Below are 18465 nucleotides of genomic sequence, written 5' to 3'. Positions count from 1 at the left end.
GGCCGATCGGGATGCTGGTCCCGCCGGATCTCGACCGGCAGGCGAATGGGGGATGCGGCTTGACTTACTCTGTTGTCACGCCTGCGTTCAACATGACGGGGCGGAAATTCCGCCGATTGCGGCGATAGTGATGCAGGTGCGGCGCTGACGGCCCACCGGAAGGAGACGGCATGAACGAAGCGCTGCTGGAGCGGCTGGAGACGGTGCGACAGGCGATTGCGCGGGCCGCGCGGGAGGCAGGGCGCGCGGACGACGCGGTGGCCCTCGTGGCGGTGTCCAAGACCCATGACGCCGAGACGATCCTGCCGGTGCTGGAAGCCGGCCAGCGGATCTTCGGCGAGAACAAGGTGCAGGAGGCCAAGGCCAAATGGCCGGCGCTGCGCGAACGCTTCCCGGACATCGAATTGCGGCTGATCGGGCCGCTGCAGTCGAACAAGGCCGGCGAGGCGGTGGCGCTGTTCGACGTGATCGAGAGCGTTGACCGCGAGAAGATCGCAAAAGAACTCGCCAAGGAGATGGCCAAGCAGGACCGCCATCCCCGCCTCTATGTGCAGGTCAACACCGGCGAGGAAGACCAGAAGGCCGGCATCGCGCCGACGGAGGCCGTGACGTTCGTCGAGCGTTGCCGCAGCGAGCATGGCCTGACGATCGAGGGGCTGATGTGCATTCCGCCGGCCGACGAGAAGCCGGGGCCGCATTTCGCGCTGCTGGAGAAGATCGCCGCCGAGGCCGGGGTGGAGAAGCTGTCGATGGGCATGTCGGGCGACTACGAGATCGCCATCGGCTTCGGCGCCACCTCCGTGCGCGTCGGCTCGGCGATCTTTGGCGCCCGTGACTATGGCTGAGGTTCCAGGCTCCCCTGCCCTCACCGGCTGGGGTCCGCCAGGCAAACCGTCGAGCGGCGTTGTCTTCGCCACCGCATGAAACCGCCGGCGGCTTCGCTCGTTACGGGCAGGATTGCCAAGGCCAGCGAAGGATCACGCCATGGGATTTTCCAACTTCAGCCCGCTCGGCGTGCTGATCGCCGCCCTCCTCGCATTTGCCTTCGGTTTCGGCTGGCACCGCGCTCTCGAGAAATCCTGGATGACGGCGAGCGGCTATGAGGGCCGACCGGCGCTGAAACCCGGTCCGCTGGCGATCGTCTTCATCGCCGAACTGGTGATGGCCGGCGTCCTGGCGGGGCTGGTCGGTCATATCGGTCCGGTCACCGTCGGCAACGCGCTGATCACCGGTATTCTCGCCTGGGCTGGTTTCGTTCTCACCGCGATGGTCGTCGATCACTCCTACGAAGCCCGGCCGCGCCGGCTAACCTATCTGAATGCCGGGCACTGGCTCGGTGTCCTGGTCATCATGAGTGTGACCATCGGCCTGTTCGGCTAGGCGGTGCGCCGCGTGCCCTTGCCCCGCGAAAGTATGACAGCGGCGAACTGGACCCTTCCGGCGCTTTCACCCTAGATTGCCTCCAAATGCCGGACCTGTTCCGGCGATACTGCGGGAGGCGAAAGCATGAGCACGATCCACGTCAAGGACGAGTGGAAGGCGCGGGCGAAGCTGACGGACGATCAGTACCAGGACTGGTACCGTCGCAGCGTCGAGGACCCGGACGGCTTCTGGGGCGAGCACGGCAAGCGCCTCGACTGGATCAAGCCCTATGAGCGGGTGAAGAACACCTCCTTCGCACCCGGCAATATCGACATCCGCTGGTTCGAGGACGGCACGCTCAACGTCGCCGCCAATTGCATCGACCGGCATCTGGAAACCCGCGGCGACCAGACGGCCATCCTCTGGGAGGGGGACGACCCGGCCGATTCCAAGGTGATCACCTACCGGCAGCTCCACGAGGAGGTGTCGCGCATGGCCAATGTCCTGAAGGATCGCGGCGTCCGGAAAGGCGACCGGGTCACCATCTACATGCCGATGGTGCCCGAGGCGGCCTATGCCATGCTGGCCTGTGCCCGGATCGGGGCGATCCATTCGGTGGTGTTCGGCGGGTTCTCGCCGGACGCGCTGGGCGGCCGGATCGAGGGCGCGCAATCGGATGTGCTGATCACTGCCGACGAGGGTCTGCGCGGGGGCCGCAAGGTGCCGCTGAAGAAGAATGCCGACCGGGCCTGCGAGATCGCCGAGAAGGCCGGCCAGACGGTCAAGACCATGCTGGTGATCCAGCGCACCGGCGGCGAGGTGGCCTGGCAGGACGGGCGCGACGTGTGGTGGCACGAGGCGCGCGAGGCGGTCTCCGCCGATTGCCCGCCGGCCGAGATGCAGGCCGAGGACCCGCTGTTCATCCTCTACACGTCGGGCTCGACCGGCAAGCCGAAGGGCGTGCTGCACACCTCGGGCGGCTATCTCGTCTACGCCTCGATGACCCACGAATACGTCTTCGACTACCATGACGGCGACGTCTACTGGTGCACGGCGGATGTCGGCTGGGTGACCGGCCACAGCTACATCGTCTACGGGCCGCTCGCCAACGGCGCGACGACGCTGATGTTCGAGGGCGTGCCCAACTATCCGGACGCGTCGCGCTTCTGGCAGGTGATCGACAAGCACAAGGTCAACATCTTCTACACCGCGCCGACGGCGATCCGCTCGCTGATGGGGGCTGGCGACGAGATGGTGACCAAGACCTCGCGCGCCAGCCTGAAGGTGCTGGGCACGGTTGGCGAGCCGATCAATCCGGAGGTCTGGAGCTGGTACTACCGGGTCGTGGGCGACGAGCGCTCGCCGGTGGTCGATACCTGGTGGCAGACCGAGACCGGCGGCATCCTGATCACGCCTCTGCCCGGCGCCACGGACCTCAAGCCCGGCTCGGCGACACGGCCGTTCTTCGGCGTGCAGCCGCAGCTCGTCGACAATGTCGGCACGGTGTTGGACGGCGCCAATGACGGCAATCTGTGCATCACCGATTCCTGGCCGGGCCAGATGCGCACGGTCTATGGCGACCACGAGCGCTTCGAGCAGACCTATTTCTCGACCTATCCGAACAAGTACTTCACCGGCGACGGGGCACGGCGCGACGCCGACGGCTATTGGTGGATCACCGGCCGCGTCGACGACGTCATCAACGTCTCGGGCCATCGCATGGGCACCGCCGAGGTGGAATCGGCGCTGGTCTCCCATGCCAAGGTCTCGGAAGCGGCGGTCGTCGGCTATCCGCACGACATCAAGGGGCAGGGCATCTACTGCTATGTCACGCTGATGGAGGGCGAGGAGCCGTCCGAGGCGCTGCAGAAGGAACTCGTCGCCCATGTGCGCAACGAGATCGGCCCGATTGCCTCGCCGGACAAGATCCAGTTCGCGCCGGGCCTGCCGAAGACCCGCTCGGGCAAAATCATGCGCCGCATCCTGCGCAAGATCGCCGAGGACGATTTCGGCGCCCTCGGCGACACCTCGACCCTCGCCGATCCGGGCGTCGTCGACGACCTCGTCGAGCACCGCCAGAACCGCAAGGGGTGACTGCCAGGCCGGCCGGCAGCGATGCCGGCCGGCGCGACCTGCGCTGTTTTGACTTAGCGTAAGGTCGTGGTATGTTTCGTCAGGACAGAAGAACTGACTGCATCGATCGCGTATTCAATGAATTCATTCGTCGCGGGCGAACACTTATTCAGTGATTGTTTTGTCTGGCAGCCACAGATATCGGCATCATCGGCGTTCTGCGCAATCGATCCGTTGACCTTCTGATCCGAGGCCATTTGCTCGGAGACGACGGACATGACCCATATCATCAAGATGTTGCATGGTCGCGGAACGCGCGAGATGAGCGCCCGTTCGCTCCAAGCGCTGGACGGGCATGCCGATCCCGGCAAGTTCGGCCGGATGTTTCCCAAGCTCGAGCCGCTGATCATCGACGACGATCCGCTGTTCGATCTCGGAACGGCCATGAAGGACGCCGCGCCGACCGACACGGCCGGCGACAATCCTGACATTCCCGGCGGCTTCACCTATCTCGGGCAATTCGTCGATCACGACATCACCCTCGATCTGACACCGCTGGACCAGCAGACTGCGGACCCGCTGGCCACTCAGAATTTCCGCACGCCGGCGCTCGATCTCGATTCTCTCTATGGGCCGGGACCGGCGCTTGCGCCCTTCATGTATCAGCGCGACCTGCGCGGCCGGCAGACCCCGAAGCTGCTGATCGGCAAGGCAACCGAGTCCTTCGATCCCGATGGCGGCAACATAGGGGAACTGCCGAACGACCTGCCCCGCAACACGGTCGGTCGGGCGTTGATCGGCGACGAGCGCAACGACGAGAACCTGCTGGTCGCCCAGACCCATCTGGCCTTCCTGAAATTCCACAATGCGATCGTCGACTGGCTCGGGCAGACACGGCCGGGTCTCGATGGCGGCGAGACCTTCGAGGAGGCGCGGCGTCTGGCGCAATGGCACTACCAGTGGATCGTTCTCTACGATCTGGTGGAGCGCCTCACCGAGAAGGGACTGATCGACAAGATCCGCGAGAGGGGGCGGCGCTTCTACCGCTTCAAGACCCGGCCCTACATCCCGGCCGAGTTCGGAGCCGCCGCCTATCGTCTCGGGCACTCGATGGTGCGCGAGACCTACGACCACAATCGCGTCTTCCGCGACGGTGGCGTGGCGCCGGGAAGCCTCGGATTGCTGTTCACCTTCACCGGCAAATCCGGCGCGATCATCGGCGATCTCGCCGCCCAGGCCGATCCGGCCGATTTTCCCAACGCGCCGGGCGGTGCACAGGCCCATCTGCCGTCCAACTGGGTCATCGACTGGCGGCGGTTCTACGACTTCGGGACGGCGCCGGAGCCGAACTTCAAGGTCAACCAGACCCGCAGGCTCGACCCGTTCATCGTTCCGGCCCTGCATTCCCTGCCGGGGGAGCAAGGCCGGCATGCGCAACTGGCGTTCCGCAACCTCAAGCGCGGGGTGCAGGTGCTGCTGCCGAGCGGTCAGGACATTGCCCGCGCGATGGGGGCCGACCTGCTGTCTCCGTCCGACATCGCGAACAGCGGGGACGATGGTGCGGCCGCCGCCGCACACGGCATGCACAAGGCATCGCCGCTCTGGTACTACATCCTGAAGGAGGCAAGCGTCATGCATGACGGGCGTCGCCTCGGCCCCGTCGGCAGTACGATCATCGCCGAGACCTTCCTCGGCCTTGTCCATGGCGACCACGAATCCTTCATGTGGCTACGGTCGAACTGGAAGCCGGTACTGCCGTCCGCCAATCCGGGCGAGTTCACGATGGTGGATCTCCTGAACTTCGTGGGAGACGTGAACCCGGTCGGCTGAGCTCAGGCTTGCGCGAACCATGCCGGGGGGAGGCGGGGGCGAAAAACCCTCTTGCGCCCAAGGCGTTGGGTTCCCATACTTCTCATGTGTTCAACGAAGTGGAAGGAGGTGATCCAATGTCGAGTGATAATCTGAAGCCGGTTGGGTCTATGATTCTCGGTGGTTCGACGGAGCAGCCTCCTCGCTTCGCCTGAGAATTGCGGATGCCGTGATACGGTCTTCGACGACCGCCGGCTGACGTTCATCACGGGGCCGCTTCCGAAAGGGAGCGGCCTTTTGATTGTCTGCTGTCCGGTTGCGGCGAGTAGCGGCGACATCCGGCTTTGAAACCCGACGTCGCAACGCAAAAGGCCCGCACCAATCGGTACGGGCCTTCTGTCTATCTGCGGCTATGCCGGACGACCCGGCACAGCTTTATCCCTGGCGGATTACTGGGCCGCCGGAGCGTCGCCGGCCGGCGCCATCGTGCCATCGGCAGCTGCGCCGCCATCGGCTTCCGCCATGCCGTCATCGGCCTCTTCCGGCTCGTTGTAGGCCGGAGCCTGCTCGAGCTGCTCACGCGAGACATTGAGGACGATACGGTCCGGCAGATTGTCCTCGCCGACGACCGGGGTCACCGGTTCAGCCGACGCGTCGGTGCTGGCGGTCGACATGTTGGCGTCGCCCGTGCCCATGCCCGTGCCGCCGGCAGCCGGATCGGCCGCCATGCCGGTGCCACCCGTGGCCGGCGCCGCAGCGCTCGCCTGGGCATTGGCCTCTTCCTCGGTCGGCAGACCCTCGGTCTTGCCCGGGCCGAATTCCAGCGCGCTCATCGACACGGCGACATCCTTTTCGCCGATGCCAAGGAAGCCGCCGACGCCGACCAGAACGGCCATCACGTCGCCTTCCTCGGAGACCAGCACGTCGGTGATCGAGCCGATGCTCTCGCCGGCCGTATCATAGACGTCCTTGCCGTCGAGATCGGTGACGCGCCAGGCGCCGGACGGCGGGACGGTCACAAAGGGACCATCGGCACCCGCGCTGGCAGTGGCCATGTCGCCAGCGTCAGCCGGCTCTTCGGCGGCCATGTCGGCAGGCTCCTCGGTGGTGCCGGCCGGGCTTTCCGCAGTGTCGGTCGGTGCGTCGGTGGCCGACGGTGCGGTGTCGGTCTGGGCCGAGGCGCCGCCGGTCGGAGCAGCCGGGTCCATCGTGCTGCTCGGTGCCGCGGCGTCGGAGCTGTCCGACGGCATGGCGCTGTCGGTGGCGGCCGGCGGGGTGTCCGTCGGAGCCGCGGGCTGGGCGTCCTGCGCGAAAGCCGCGAAGGGCATGACGGCGCCGGCGAGAAGGGCGGTATAGAAGGACTTTTTCATCGTGCTTACTCCCGATTACAGATAGCCGCACAATGACCGGCTCCGACAGGTGGTTCCGCCAAAGACGCAAATAACCGCGCTTTTTAGACTTGCGGCTTTTCTGTGGCGAAAAGCTCACGGGCTGTTACAGGCGGTAACGGCAGGGAGTTTGCTGCACCGCATGCAAGTGGGCATGAGGCGTCTGCTTGCAGCTAACCCATTGATCCCTGAACCTTACGGACCATAAGGCCGCACCGGGGAGTAGCGTTGCGGGGTGACAGCGAAGGGGGGAGTGTGGCGGTGGCGAAGGGATTTGGCCGGTGTGTTTCTGCCCTGGTTCCAGACCGCCCATTAGACGGAACCCATGGGTCGTGCCGCGCAGTGGAGATCCGGCCGGAGCAATGGAAACCCCCGCGGAAGGCGCAACCTCTCGGCCGGAAGGCAGAGCTTTGCGGAAGCAAGCGCTGCGGGTGCCGGCCTAGTCGTAGAGATCGCGACGGGTGGGCGGCAGTTCGGCCGGACCCTTGGCCCGCCTGGAGGCCAGCGTCTGGTAGATCAGAAGACCGCCGCGCTGGAAGCCGAGGGATACGCCGGCGAGATACAAAAGCCACAGCCGGGCGCGGGGTTCGCCGGCGATGCGGCTGGCCTCCGGCATCGCGGCGAGCAGGCGATCGTGCCACAGGCGGCAGGTACGGCCATAGTGCTCGCGCCAGTTCTCCACGTCGTGGACCTCGAAGCGGTGCGCTTCCAGAAGCTGCGCCGAATGGCCGACATGGTCGAGTTCGGCGCCGGGGAAGATGTAGCGGATGATCGCCGCATATTCCCGCGTCCCCTTGCGAAACTTGGCATCGCTGGTCTTGGCCGGCCGGGTGATCGCATGGTGCAGATAGAGCCCGTTCGGGCGCAGCAGCTTGCGCACCGCGGTCAGGTAGGTCGCATGGTTGTCCCAGCCGACATGCTCGAACATGCCGATCGAGGCGATCTTGTCGAAGCGCCCGTCGAGCTCCTCGAAAGGCTTCAGTTCGATCGTCACGCGGTCTTCGAGCCCCTTGGCGGCGATCCGCTCGCGGGCGAGGTCGTATTGGGCCTGGCTCAGGGTCACGCCATGGCCGGTAACGCCATAATGCTCGGCGGCATGGATCAGCAAGGCGCCCCAGCCGCAGCCGATGTCGAGGAAGCGCTCGCCCTCCTTGAGGCGCAGCTTGCGGCAGATCATGTCCAGCTTGTCGTGCTGCGCCTTGTCGATGTCGTCGTGCCAGCCATCGAAATAGGCGCAGGAATACAGCATCCGCTCGTCGAGGAAGAGGCGGTAGAAATCGTTGGAGATGTCGTAGTGGAACTGGATCGCGGCCTTGGACGAGCCGCTGGCGCCGGCGCCCGTGCCGCTCTGGGGCGCCGACCGCGCCGCCTTCCGGCCGCGCCGCGCCAGCGTATAGAGGGCGGGCAGGGCGGTGGCGATCGCCAGCCGGTCGATCTTCTTCATCGCGTCCCGCGTCCGGATGTCGGAGCGCGCCGTCGCCACGTCGAAGATCGTGCCGTCCTCGACATCGATCGCCTTGGACATCCAGAGTTCGACCGCCGTCACGATCCGCGGGCTGAGGGCGAGGCGGGCGATCGCCGCCGGATCGTTCAGCGCCAGGACAGGACCGTCGGCGGGGCCGATGCGTTCACCCGTCCACAGCCGCACAGCGATCTTTGGCTGGAATGCGGCGATCGCCTGACGGACGATAGCCTCGAGTCGCGCTTCCCCGGCTGTCATGGAGCATCCTGTTTCACGTGAAACGGTATCGTCGGCTGTACGGCACGCTGCTGCCGGGTGTCTGGTTCAGGAGTATCGGACGCCAGGTCTGCGATGGGCAAGGGGCATTGGGAGATGCCGCAGTCGGCGTCTGCGCGCGGTCAGCCCTTACGCCGGCCGCCGGTGTCCACGGCGCTCAGATCGGCGGGGAGGGTGCCGTCGCACCAGTCGCGGCGCTTGCCGCCTTCGTAGCGGACCACGAGGCCCTCGCGCAGAAGGACGCGGCCGAGATCGGGCTGCCCGGGCACCGACAGCGTCGCCAGCACGCGCCCGAAATATTTGTCGCCGGAAATGCCGGTGAGGGTGACGTTGCCCGATCCGATCAGGGCGACCAGACGGTCTCTCGCGATTTCGGCGGCGGCCTTTTCGGCTTCGCAGCGTCCGCGTTTCTCCGGCGCGTCGATCCCCTTCAGTCGCACCGCGACCTGAACTGCCTGCATCGGCCAGACGAAGGCCTCGACCTCTATCGTGTCGCCGTCGCGGACCTTCAGGACGCGCGCCTCGACCGGGCCGGAGATTGCCTGCGGGTAGTCGTCGTCATCCGCGTGCGCGGCGCCGGCCGGGATGGCGAGCGACAACGCGAAGATACAACTGCAGATGGTTCGACGGGAATGCGTCACGACAACGGCCAACGAATCGGAGACGGTCTCCGGACAATATTCCTATGCAGGTAAGAGATCAAGCGGAGACCCGAAGGAGCCCGCCATATTGCGCATTCCTGACGTTGGGGAAGATTAAGCGCGGGCTCGCGGTGCGGGTGTCTAGGACGATGGGCCCACAATCATCGCGGGAAGCCGTTGCGCGCCGCAGGCCCGGGCAGAATGACGGGCTGCAACGGGAACCGGCTTCAGAAGTCCGAGATCAGGCCGTTCTTCTCCCAGTCGCCATAGCGGATCGGTTCGGGTCCCTTGGGTCCGTTGATCTCCTTGGCCTGGGATGCTGCGGCCTCCGCATCCGCCTGACGGCGGCGTTCCTCGGCTTCGGCGAGGGCACGGCGGGCGGCGGTCGGCAGCTCGCGCTCGGCCGGCGCGCCATCGCCCGGCGCTGCCGGTGCCGGATCCCTTGCCTCGCTATCGCTCATCGCTCGTCTGCCCTCTTGCTGCGGTCGGTGCCATGTTGCGGTTCGTCGCCATCAGATAAGGGCAGGGACGAAGGCTTGAAACCCTTGCCGGTGTCGCAGCCTGCCCGGGCCGCTGCGGTCGCGCTGGTTTCCCCGCAATATTGAAGCGGTACCCCGCAATCCCCATTTTCCCGGGCGATTGGCGCGGGTGGACCGCGCAGACTCCTTGGTGGTGGAACCTGCGATGAACATGATCAAGACGGCGATGCTCATCGCCTTCATGACTGCCCTCTTCATGGGGCTCGGCTTCATGATCGGCGGCCGCGCCGGCATGATGATCGCCTTCGTCTTCGCGGCCGGTATGAACCTGTTTTCCTACTGGAACTCCGACAAGATGGTGCTGAAGATGCACCATGCGCAGGAGGTCGATGCGCGCAGCGCGCCGGAATACTACCGCATCGTGGAAGGTCTGGCCGGACGGGCCGGCCTGCCGATGCCGAAGGTCTATGTCATCAACAACGCCCAGCCGAACGCCTTCGCCACCGGGCGCAATCCCGAGAACGCGGCGGTGGCTGCGACGACCGGGCTCCTGGAACGCCTGACACCGGAAGAGGTCGCCGCCGTCATGGCGCATGAGCTCGCCCATGTGCAGAACCGCGACACGCTGATCATGACGATCACCGCGACGCTGGCCGGTGCGATCTCGATGCTGGGCAATTTCGCCTTCTTCTTCGGCGGCAACCGCGACAACAACAATCCCCTCGGCTTCATCGGCGTGATCGCGGCGATCATCGTCGCGCCGCTGGCCGCGATGATCGTGCAGATGGCGATCAGCCGGACGCGGGAATATGCCGCCGACCGGCGGGGCGCGGAAATCTGTGGTAATCCGGGCTGGCTCGCCTCGGCGCTCGGCAAGATCGCCAGCGCAGCCGGGCGTACGGTGAACCAGGACGCCGAGCGCAATCCGGCGACGGCCCACATGTTCATCATCAATCCCCTGTCAGGCCAGCGCATGGACAATCTCTTCTCCACCCATCCGGACACCGCCAACCGGATCGCGGCACTGAAACAGATGGCGCTGGAAATGGGCGGTGGCGACGGCGGCTTCGTTGCAGCCGCACCGCAGGCCGGGATCGACCGGACCCGTTCGGGCCCATGGGGCAGGGGCGATGGCCCCTCCGGCGGTGGCCGCAAGCGGGGACCGTGGGGTTGAGCGCTGGATCGGACGGCCGCAAGACCCGCCGCGGCGGCAATTTCGATGCCTCCCGCTCGGCGCCGCGCAAGCGGCCTTTGCCGGGCAAGGCGCCCCGGCACAATGACGGCGTGGGCAACGGCCCGCGGATTTCGGACGGTGCCGACGGCTTCGTGCCCGATGGCTACTCGGCGAATGATCGCCCCGGCCTCGGCGCCCGGCTGGTGGCAACGAAGCTCCTGTCGGCGATCGTCGATGCCCGCACCTCGGCGGACGGTCTTCTCGACGCGGCCGGCGGACATCCCGGGTTCCGTGCGCTGGAAGGCCGCGACCAGGGACTGGTCAAGGCGATCATTCTCTCGGCACTCAGGTTCCGCGGCACCATCAGCCGCGCCCTCGATGCCTGTCTCGACCGGCCGCTGCCGCCGAATGCAGCGGCGCTGAAGCACATCCTGCATGTCGGCGCGACGCAGATCCTGTTCCTCGACGTGCCGGATTCGGCCGCCGTCGACCTTGCCGTCGCGGCGGCGAATGTGGATTCGCGCAGCCGTCGCTTCGCCGGCATGATCAACGCCGTGCTGCGCCGCCTGTCGCGGGAGAAGGACGCCTTGCGCGAGGTCGCCACGGCGACGGAGAACATGCCGGACTGGCTGGCCGCGCGCATGGTGGCGGCCTATGGGCCCGAGCGGACCGAGGCGATCGCGCGGGCGCATCTGACGCCGGCCCCGCTCGACCTCACCGTCAAGAGCGACCCTGCGGGCTGGGCCGGGAAGCTGGGCGGCGTCGCCCTGCCGAACGGGACCGTGCGGCTTGGCAGCTTCGACGGGCCGGTGACGGCGCTCGAGGGCTTTGCCGAGGGCGAATGGTGGGTGCAGGACGCCGCCGCGGCGCTGCCGGCGCAATTGTTCGGGGATCTGACGGGCAAGCGTGTTGCCGATCTCTGCGCCGCGCCGGGTGGCAAGACGGCGCAGCTGATCGCCGCCGGCGGCGCGGTGACCGCTCTCGACATCAACGCCAACCGGATGAAGCGGCTGAAGGCCAATCTGGCGCGCCTGTCGCTGGAGGCCGAAACCGTGGTGGGCGACATCGCCGCCTTCGAGCCGGCCGAACCCTTCGACGCCATTCTCCTCGACGCGCCGTGCTCGTCCACCGGCACGATCCGCCGGCATCCGGACGTGCCCTACACCAAGGACGCGGAGGAAATCGCCAAGCTGGCCGGCGTGCAGGCACGCCTGCTCGGCGAGGCGGTGCGGCTTCTGGCGCCGGGCGGCCTGCTGGTCTTCTCCAATTGCTCGCTGGACCCGGCCGAGGGCGAGGCGATCGTCGCGGCTCTCCTCGCCGACCGTTCGGACATCGTGCGCGATCCGGTGCAGCCGGACGAGCTGCCGGGCATGGAGTTCGCGCTCACCCCGGAGGGCGATCTGCGCACCACGCCGGACATGATGGGCGGTGGCGCGGACGCACCCGCGACCGGCGGGCTCGACGGCTTCTACGCCGCGCGGCTGAAGCGGATCTGAGCGGGCCGCGCCGGGCCAAAGGGCGCGGTCCCGCTTTCGCCGCAAGTCTTAGCGAAGTTTTTACCACATTCGGAGAAAGTGATGGCTGTTGCGCTGACCCGCTGATCCTGCCCCAATGGGGTCGGAGACGGGTTTCGCGAAGGATATCAACCAGTCGAACGGGCGCGTTGCCCGCAGTGGGGTCCGGGAGTGACGACGAGCTTGGCAGGTCAACCGCTCCTCGCTGTCCTGACGCTACGTGAAGTGTGGCGGCGGGCGAGACGGCGGCTGCGGACCGGTCCGCTGCACCGCTGGCGTTTCGCCGGTGGCCGCGCCGGCAAGCTTCTGGTCGTGCCGCCCTCGCTGCGCCATGGCGACCCGATGATCGCCGAGGCGATCTATGCCGGCCGTTTCTTCTTTGCCGGGCAATTGCTCGAACCGGGCCGCACCTCGATCTTCCAGGCGACGCTGCCGTCGGAAGCCTATGCGGCCGAACTCCACGGTTTCGACTGGCTGCGCCATCACGCCGAGGCCGGCGATGCCCTGGCCGTGCAGAACGCCCGCACCCTCGTCGACGACTGGATCCGCCAGAAGGGCGGCACGCTGGCCGATCCCGCCTTCGAGCCCGCGGTGGCCGCGCGCCGGATGATCGCCTGGCTGAGCCATGCCGACATGCTGCTGGCCGAGGCCGATGCCGGCTTCCACAAGCGCTTTCTGCGCAGCCTGTCGTCGCAGGCCCGCTATCTGCGCTCCGTCGCCCAAGAAGCGCCCGAGGGCACGCCCCGCCTGCAGGTGCGCACGGCGCTCGCCTTCGTCTCGCTCTGCCTGCCGGCCGCCAGCGGTCGCATCAAGATCGCGGCGCAGCATCTGGCCGAGGAACTCGACCGCCAGGTGTTTCCCGATGGCGGCCACATCTCGCGCGATCCGGCTGCGCCGGTGGCGATCCTCGCAGATCTGATCCCGCTGCGGCAGACCTATCTGCGCCAGGGCCAGGCGCTGCCGCGGGGGCTCTATTCGGCGATCGACCGGATGCTGCCGGCGGTGCGCTTCTTCCGCCATTCCGACGGCTCGCTGGCGCTGTTCAACGGTTCGGGCGCCTCCGACATCCATCTGATGACGGTACTCTTGCGCTACGACGAGACGCTGGGCGAGCCGATCACCCATGCACGGCAGTCCGGCTACCACCGGCTGGCCGCCGGCTCGAGCGTCATCGTCGCCGATACCGGCTGCCCGCCGCCGGCGCTGGTCTCGCGCAATGCCCATGCCGGCACGCTCGGCTTCGAGCTCTCCTGCGAGGCGAACCGCATCGTGGTCAATTGCGGCCGCCCGCTGACCGCCGACGCCGAATGGCGCCGCCTGTCCCGCTCGACCGCCGCCCATTCGACGGTGACGCTCGACGATCGCTCGTCGTCGCATTTCGCCCGGTCCGAAAGCCTCGACCGGTTTCTCGGCACGCCGCTGGTGCCGGGGCCGACGGAGGTCCTGTCGGGCGAACTCGGCGATCCGGTGCGCGGTTTCGAGGCGACCCACAACGGCTATGAGCGCCAGTCCGGCCTGCTGCATCGCCGTCAGGTGAGCCTGGCCGAGGATGGCTGGACGGTGGACGGCCACGACAGCTTCCAGCGCAGCGCCACGGTTCGCACCGGCAGCGACGCCGGCAAGGCGACGGCCCGCTTCCATCTGCATCCTTCGGTCAGCGTCGAGGTGATCGGCGACGGCGTCAGGCTGGCGGTGCGCGGGCAGCGCTGGCTGTTCCGGGCCGATGCCCGGGTCGAGATCGAGGATTCGATCTTCTTCGCCGATGCGGGCGGCGCGCGGCGTACGCTGCAACTGGCCGTGCCCTTCGACGCCTACGATCCGGCCGGCATTGCCTGGCGCTTCGAGCGCGAAGCCTGACCGGAACGGGCGCAGCCCATCTCCCACCGAGGATTGGATGAGGGGAATATCGGGCACGCCGTCACGCCGCGCATGACGGGGCTGGATTGCGCCGCTCCGCTCCCCATCTGCCGCTCATGACCCGGATCGCACTTCTCTCGCTCTGCCTTGCGCTTCTTGCCGGTTGTGGCGGCATGAACCGCGCCGTCGGCGTCCTGCCGAACACGCTGGACGATCTGGAGGCGCGCTCGGCCGCGGCGCGCGACGCCCCCGACGACATGGTCAATCCCGGCACCGCGGCGACGCCTGCGCCGCAGCGATAGCGGCCCGGAGCGCCGACCACCATTGTGGGAAGCGGCGCGGCTGACTATCAGGGGCGGACCCTCCCATCCGTGCCACGCAGGAAAAGCCGATGTCTCTCAAAGCCAATGCCACGCAGGCCCCCGATCGCGTGCGGGTTCGCCGCGCGCTGCTGTCGGTCTTCGACAAGACCGGCCTCGTCGATTTCGCCCGTGAACTGGCGGCGCTCGATGTCGAGCTGGTCTCCACCGGCGGCACCTACCGGGCGCTGAGCGAGGCGGGCCTTGCCGTGCGCGACGTCTCCGAGCTGACCGGCTTTCCCGAGATCATGGACGGCCGGGTGAAGACCCTGCATCCGGGCGTCCATGGCGGGCTCCTAGGCATTCGCGACGATGCCGAGCATGCCAAGGCCATGGAGACCCATGGGATTGCCGGCATCGATATGCTGGTCTCCAACCTCTATCCGTTCGAGGAGACGCTGGCCGGCGGCGCCGACACCGCGACGATCGTCGAGAATATCGACATCGGCGGACCGGCGATGATCCGCGCCGGGGCCAAGAACCATGGCTATGTCACCGTGGTGGTCGATCCGGCCGAATACGACACGGTGCTCCAGGCGCTGAAGTCCGCGAATGGCGAGACCGATTTTGCCCTGCGCCAGCGGCTGGCCGCGGCGGCCTATGCCCGCACCGCGGCCTATGACGCGGCGGTGTCGACATGGTTTGCCGGCGTAGTGAATGATGGAGTGCCCCAGCGCGTCAGCGTGTCGGGCACGTTGTCGGAGGCGCTGCGCTACGGCGAGAACCCGCATCAGAGTGCCGGCTTCTACCGGACCGGCGAGAGCCGCGCCGGCGTCGCCACGGCGCGCCAGCTGCAGGGCAAGGCGCTCTCCTACAACAACATCAACGACACCGACGCGGCCTTCGAGCTGGTTGGCGAGTTCGATCCGGCCCGCACCGCCGCGGTCGCCATCATCAAGCACGCCAACCCTTGCGGCGTAGCAGAGGGCTCCGACCTTCTCGACGCCTATCGGAAGGCGCTGGCCTGCGACCCGGTCTCGGCCTTCGGCGGCATCGTCGCGCTCAACCGCAAGCTCGACCGGGCGGCGGCGGAGGCGATCGTGCAGGTCTTCACCGAAGTGATCATCGCGCCGGAGGCCGACGAGGACGCCATCGCGATCGTCGCCTGCAAGAAGAACCTGCGCCTGCTCCTGACCGGCGGCCTGCCCGATCCGCGCGCCGCCGGGCGCACGGTCAACTCGGTCGCCGGCGGGTTGCTCGTCCAGTCGCGCGATGCGGGCGTCGTCGACGATCTCGACCTGAAGGTGGTCACCCGGCGTGCGCCGAGCGAGACCGAGCTGGCCGACCTGAAATTCGCCTTCCGGGTGGCCAAGCACGTCAAGTCCAACGCCATCGTCTATGCCCGTGACCTTGCCACGGTCGGCGTCGGCGCCGGCCAGATGAGCCGGGTGGATTCGGCCCGCATCGCGGCACGCAAGGCCGAGGATGCTGCGGCCGCTGCCGGCCATGCCGAGCCGCTGACGCGCGGCGCCGTCGTTGCGTCCGACGCCTTCTTCCCCTTCGCCGACGGGCTTTTGTCGGCCGTCGCGGCGGGCGCCACCGCGGTGATCCAGCCGGGCGGTTCGATGCGCGACGACGAGGTCATCAAGGCGGCCGACGACAACGACATCGCCATGGTGATGACCGGCATGCGCCACTTCCGACACTAGGCCAGTGCTGGCCGGCCTATGCGGCCGGCTGGCGCTCCCCGCCGGCATCGTGGCCCCTGCCAACCGCGCGGGGGCCCGGCGTTCCCGCAAGGATCGCCAGCCCCACGATGAAGAACAGGATCAGCGCCGACATGCCGATCCGCGACGCGGTCGCCGGGTCGGTCAGGCCCGCGGCGACGGCGGTGAAGGCCGCGACGGCCGCCGTGCCCAGAAAGGATGTCGCGCGGCCGGTGAGGGCGTAGAAGCCGAAATAGCGGCCGGCCTCGTCGGCGGTGACCGATTGCGCCAGCCACGAGCGCGACGAGGCCTGGACCGGGCCGAAGGCCAGCCCGATCAGCAGGCCGAAGACGATGTAGCTCTTCTCCGCCGGCGTGGCGAAGAGCCCCGTCGCCTCGGACGGCGCGAAGGTCAAAAGTCCGAACAGGGTCGAATCCGGCGCTGTGGAGATGATCCCGATCGTCGCCATCATCAGGCAGAGGATCGACGCGACGATGACCGCCTTGGAGCCCAGCCGCGCGTCGAGGATGCTGGCGCCGACGCAGCCGAGAATGGCGGTGACGTTGAGAATGACGCCGAACAGGCCGCTCTCGGTGATCGACCAGCCGAACATGCCGGCGGCGAAGGCGCCGCCGAGAACGAGCAGCGCATTGACGCCGTCCTGGTAGATCATCCGCGCGATCAGAAAGCGGAACAGCGTGCCGCGCACCCGGATCTCGCGATAGGTCGCCTTCAGGTCCTTCAGCCCGTCCCGTGCGGCGACGCGGATCGGCTCGGCCTTCTTGCGGTCGGGCGTCAGCAGGAACATCGGCAGGACGAAGACGAGATACCAGAGGGCCGAGAGCGGGCCGGTGGCCCGTGCGCCTTCGCCCTCGGCCGGGTCGAGGCCGAACCAGGGCTCGAGGCCGAGCAGGGTCAGGCCGGTCTGGGGCGATCCCGCCAGGAAGGCGAGGGTGACGAACAGGAAGACGATCCCGCCGACATAGCCGAGACCCCAGGCGAGGTTGGACACCCGCCCGATGGAATCGCGATGGACGAGGCGGGGGATCATGGCGTCGTTGAAGACGATGGAAAATTCCGCTGCCACCATGGCGAAGACGATGAGCGCGGCAGCGAAGATCAGCGGCGTGCCGGGCGCGGCGAACCACAGGAGCAGCAGCGCCGCGATCTTCACGACGGCGAAGCTGGCGATCCACGGCTTGCGGGGCCCGGCCCGGTCGGCGATCGAGCCGAGAAAGGGCGACAGGATCGCCACGCAGATGCCGACGAGGGTCACCGCGCCACTCCACCAGGCCTGGCCGGTGGCCGGATCGGAGGCGAGCTGGGAGACGAAATAGGGCCCGAAGACGAAGGTGATGACGACGGTGAAGAAGGGCTGGGCGGCGAAGTCGAAGGTCATCCAGCCCCAGACGGCGCGCTGGCGCAGCGGGACCCGGTAGGGCAGGCCGGCGACGGTCGGTGCGAGTTCGGTCATCGGTCGGCGCCGCGGGATGATCCGTCGCGCACGGCGGGTGCGCCGCCGCGCCGGGCGACGACCTCCACCGGGTCGCCGCGGCGGATCATGGCCGGGCCACGCGGCACCGCGTTCCAGCCGAACAGCACGCCGGGCACGCGCGGCGTCGCCGAGAACCGGATACGGCGCATGGCGTCCATCGGCTGGGTGCCGGCGATCATGCCGGTCGTCTGGTCCACGGTCGTGACGATGCAGCGGGCGCAGGGTTTGACCAGATCGATCACCGCCTCGCCGATGCGGATGGTGGCCCAGTCGTCCTCGGTCCACGCCTCGGCACCGTCGATAACCAGGTTCGGCCGGAAGCGGCTCATCGGCACGGCGTCCCCGTCCTGGCGGACGCTGTCGCCATTCAGCGCGCGCAGCGAGGCCGGATTGGCGATCAGCAGCGGGAAGCCATCGGCAAAGGCGACAGGCGGAACACCGTCGATGCTCTCTGGCGCCCAGGCCGGATCGATATGGCGGGCATCCGTCCGGTCGAGATGGACCAGCCGGACCGGCCGCTGCAGCCATTGCGACAGCGCCGCGTTGGTGGCCTCGTCGGCGAGGGCGGCATCGACCGCGTCGCCCCAGATGGTGACGGTCAGCCGGTCGTCGCCCTCCGGTACGGGAACGAAGCGCTCGCCGATTTCCTCGTAGGACAGGATCAGCCCGTCGACATCCGGCTGGGCGTCGAGCAGCGCCAGCGGCGGATGCTCGCGCTGGGAGAGGAACCGGCCCGTCTCGTCGACCAGCATCCAGCGGCGGTCGCCCTCGAGGCCCCACACCTCCAGTGCATTCTCGTCGCGTTCGATCGACCGCCCGGCTTTCACCGGATGGATATGGATGGATCCGAGTTCCATCACTCCCCCTTATTCGCTGGGCGTGACATCCGAAAGATGCCATCCCCCACGACGTCCCCCACGTGCTATTCTG

The 18465-nt window shown here is 67.7% G+C and carries 15 protein-coding genes; 9 read left to right on the top strand and 6 right to left on the bottom strand.

Annotation, left to right across the window (positions count from 1 at the left end):
* Positions 1-170: 170 nt before the first annotated feature.
* The 4 genes from N7I30_RS17060 (at position 171) to N7I30_RS17045 (ending at position 5265) form a co-directional block, all read left to right on the top strand.
* Complete coding sequence (locus N7I30_RS17060) at positions 171-845, top strand: YggS family pyridoxal phosphate-dependent enzyme (protein WP_498640395.1); 675 nt, start codon at positions 171-173, stop codon at positions 843-845.
* Positions 846-984: 139 nt separating this feature from the next.
* A complete protein-coding gene (locus N7I30_RS17055; RefSeq protein WP_370194497.1) occupies positions 985-1380 on the top strand; it encodes a DUF1761 domain-containing protein in 396 nt (131 codons plus the stop codon).
* A gap of 126 nt (positions 1381-1506) precedes the next feature.
* Positions 1507-3456: an acetate--CoA ligase gene (acs, locus tag N7I30_RS17050; RefSeq protein ID WP_498640392.1), complete on the top strand. Its 1950-nt coding sequence runs from the start codon at positions 1507-1509 to the stop codon at positions 3454-3456.
* A 255-nt stretch (positions 3457-3711) separates the two neighbouring features.
* Positions 3712-5265, top strand: a complete 1554-nt coding sequence (locus N7I30_RS17045; protein ID WP_498640390.1) for a peroxidase family protein — start codon at positions 3712-3714, stop codon at positions 5263-5265.
* A 428-nt stretch (positions 5266-5693) separates the two neighbouring features.
* On the opposite strand, the gene N7I30_RS17040 is transcribed toward N7I30_RS17045, so the two are convergent.
* The 4 genes from N7I30_RS17040 to N7I30_RS17025 form a co-directional block, all read right to left on the bottom strand.
* Positions 5694-6614: a PRC-barrel domain-containing protein gene (locus N7I30_RS17040; protein WP_498640388.1), complete on the bottom strand. Its 921-nt coding sequence runs from the start codon at positions 6612-6614 to the stop codon at positions 5694-5696.
* A gap of 457 nt (positions 6615-7071) precedes the next feature.
* Positions 7072-8352: a class I SAM-dependent methyltransferase gene (locus tag N7I30_RS17035; protein ID WP_370194494.1), complete on the bottom strand. Its 1281-nt coding sequence runs from the start codon at positions 8350-8352 to the stop codon at positions 7072-7074.
* Positions 8353-8492: 140 nt separating this feature from the next.
* Positions 8493-8969 (bottom strand): thermonuclease family protein, encoded by a 477-nt coding sequence (locus N7I30_RS17030; protein ID WP_498640386.1) that lies wholly within the window; start codon positions 8967-8969, stop codon positions 8493-8495.
* A gap of 269 nt (positions 8970-9238) precedes the next feature.
* Positions 9239-9472, bottom strand: coding sequence for a DUF1674 domain-containing protein (locus tag N7I30_RS17025; protein ID WP_498640384.1), 234 nt, complete (start codon positions 9470-9472; stop codon positions 9239-9241).
* Positions 9473-9695: 223 nt separating this feature from the next.
* Between N7I30_RS17025 and htpX the strand changes: the two genes are divergently transcribed.
* The 5 genes from htpX to purH all read left to right on the top strand — a co-directional run bounded on the left by htpX (position 9696) and on the right by purH (position 16043).
* Positions 9696-10664 carry a zinc metalloprotease HtpX gene (gene htpX / locus N7I30_RS17020; RefSeq protein ID WP_491373598.1) on the top strand — a complete coding sequence of 323 codons (969 nt, stop codon included), beginning with the start codon at positions 9696-9698 and terminating at the stop codon, positions 10662-10664.
* 77 nt (positions 10665-10741) lie between these two features.
* On the top strand, positions 10742-12160 hold the full coding sequence (locus tag N7I30_RS17015) for an RsmB/NOP family class I SAM-dependent RNA methyltransferase (RefSeq protein WP_498640603.1): 1419 nt from the start codon (positions 10742-10744) through the stop codon (positions 12158-12160).
* 201 nt (positions 12161-12361) lie between these two features.
* The gene (locus tag N7I30_RS17010; RefSeq protein ID WP_498640382.1) at positions 12362-14035 is read left to right on the top strand and encodes a heparinase II/III family protein; all 1674 of its coding nucleotides are present in this window, start codon (positions 12362-12364) and stop codon (positions 14033-14035) included.
* 116 nt (positions 14036-14151) lie between these two features.
* The gene (locus N7I30_RS17005; RefSeq protein WP_148233902.1) at positions 14152-14337 is read left to right on the top strand and encodes a hypothetical protein; all 186 of its coding nucleotides are present in this window, start codon (positions 14152-14154) and stop codon (positions 14335-14337) included.
* An 89-nt stretch (positions 14338-14426) separates the two neighbouring features.
* Complete coding sequence (purH, locus tag N7I30_RS17000; protein WP_498640379.1) at positions 14427-16043, top strand: bifunctional phosphoribosylaminoimidazolecarboxamide formyltransferase/IMP cyclohydrolase; 1617 nt, start codon at positions 14427-14429, stop codon at positions 16041-16043.
* Positions 16044-16059: 16 nt separating this feature from the next.
* On the opposite strand, the gene N7I30_RS16995 is transcribed toward purH, so the two are convergent.
* Together N7I30_RS16995 and N7I30_RS16990 are read right to left on the bottom strand one after the other, a co-directional pair.
* Positions 16060-17514, bottom strand: coding sequence for an MFS transporter (locus N7I30_RS16995; RefSeq protein WP_498640377.1), 1455 nt, complete (start codon positions 17512-17514; stop codon positions 16060-16062).
* A complete protein-coding gene (locus tag N7I30_RS16990; protein WP_498640375.1) occupies positions 17511-18392 on the bottom strand; it encodes an MOSC domain-containing protein in 882 nt (293 codons plus the stop codon). The genes N7I30_RS16995 and N7I30_RS16990 overlap by 4 nt, the downstream gene beginning before the upstream one ends.
* Positions 18393-18465: the final 73 nt, after the last annotated feature.

Origin of the sequence: Aurantimonas litoralis (assembly GCF_026153195.1) — a bacterium.
GTDB lineage: Bacteria > Pseudomonadota > Alphaproteobacteria > Rhizobiales > Rhizobiaceae > Aurantimonas > Aurantimonas coralicida.
Note: the sequence above shows the minus strand (reverse complement) of the source record. Positions and strands in the feature narration are given on the sequence as shown.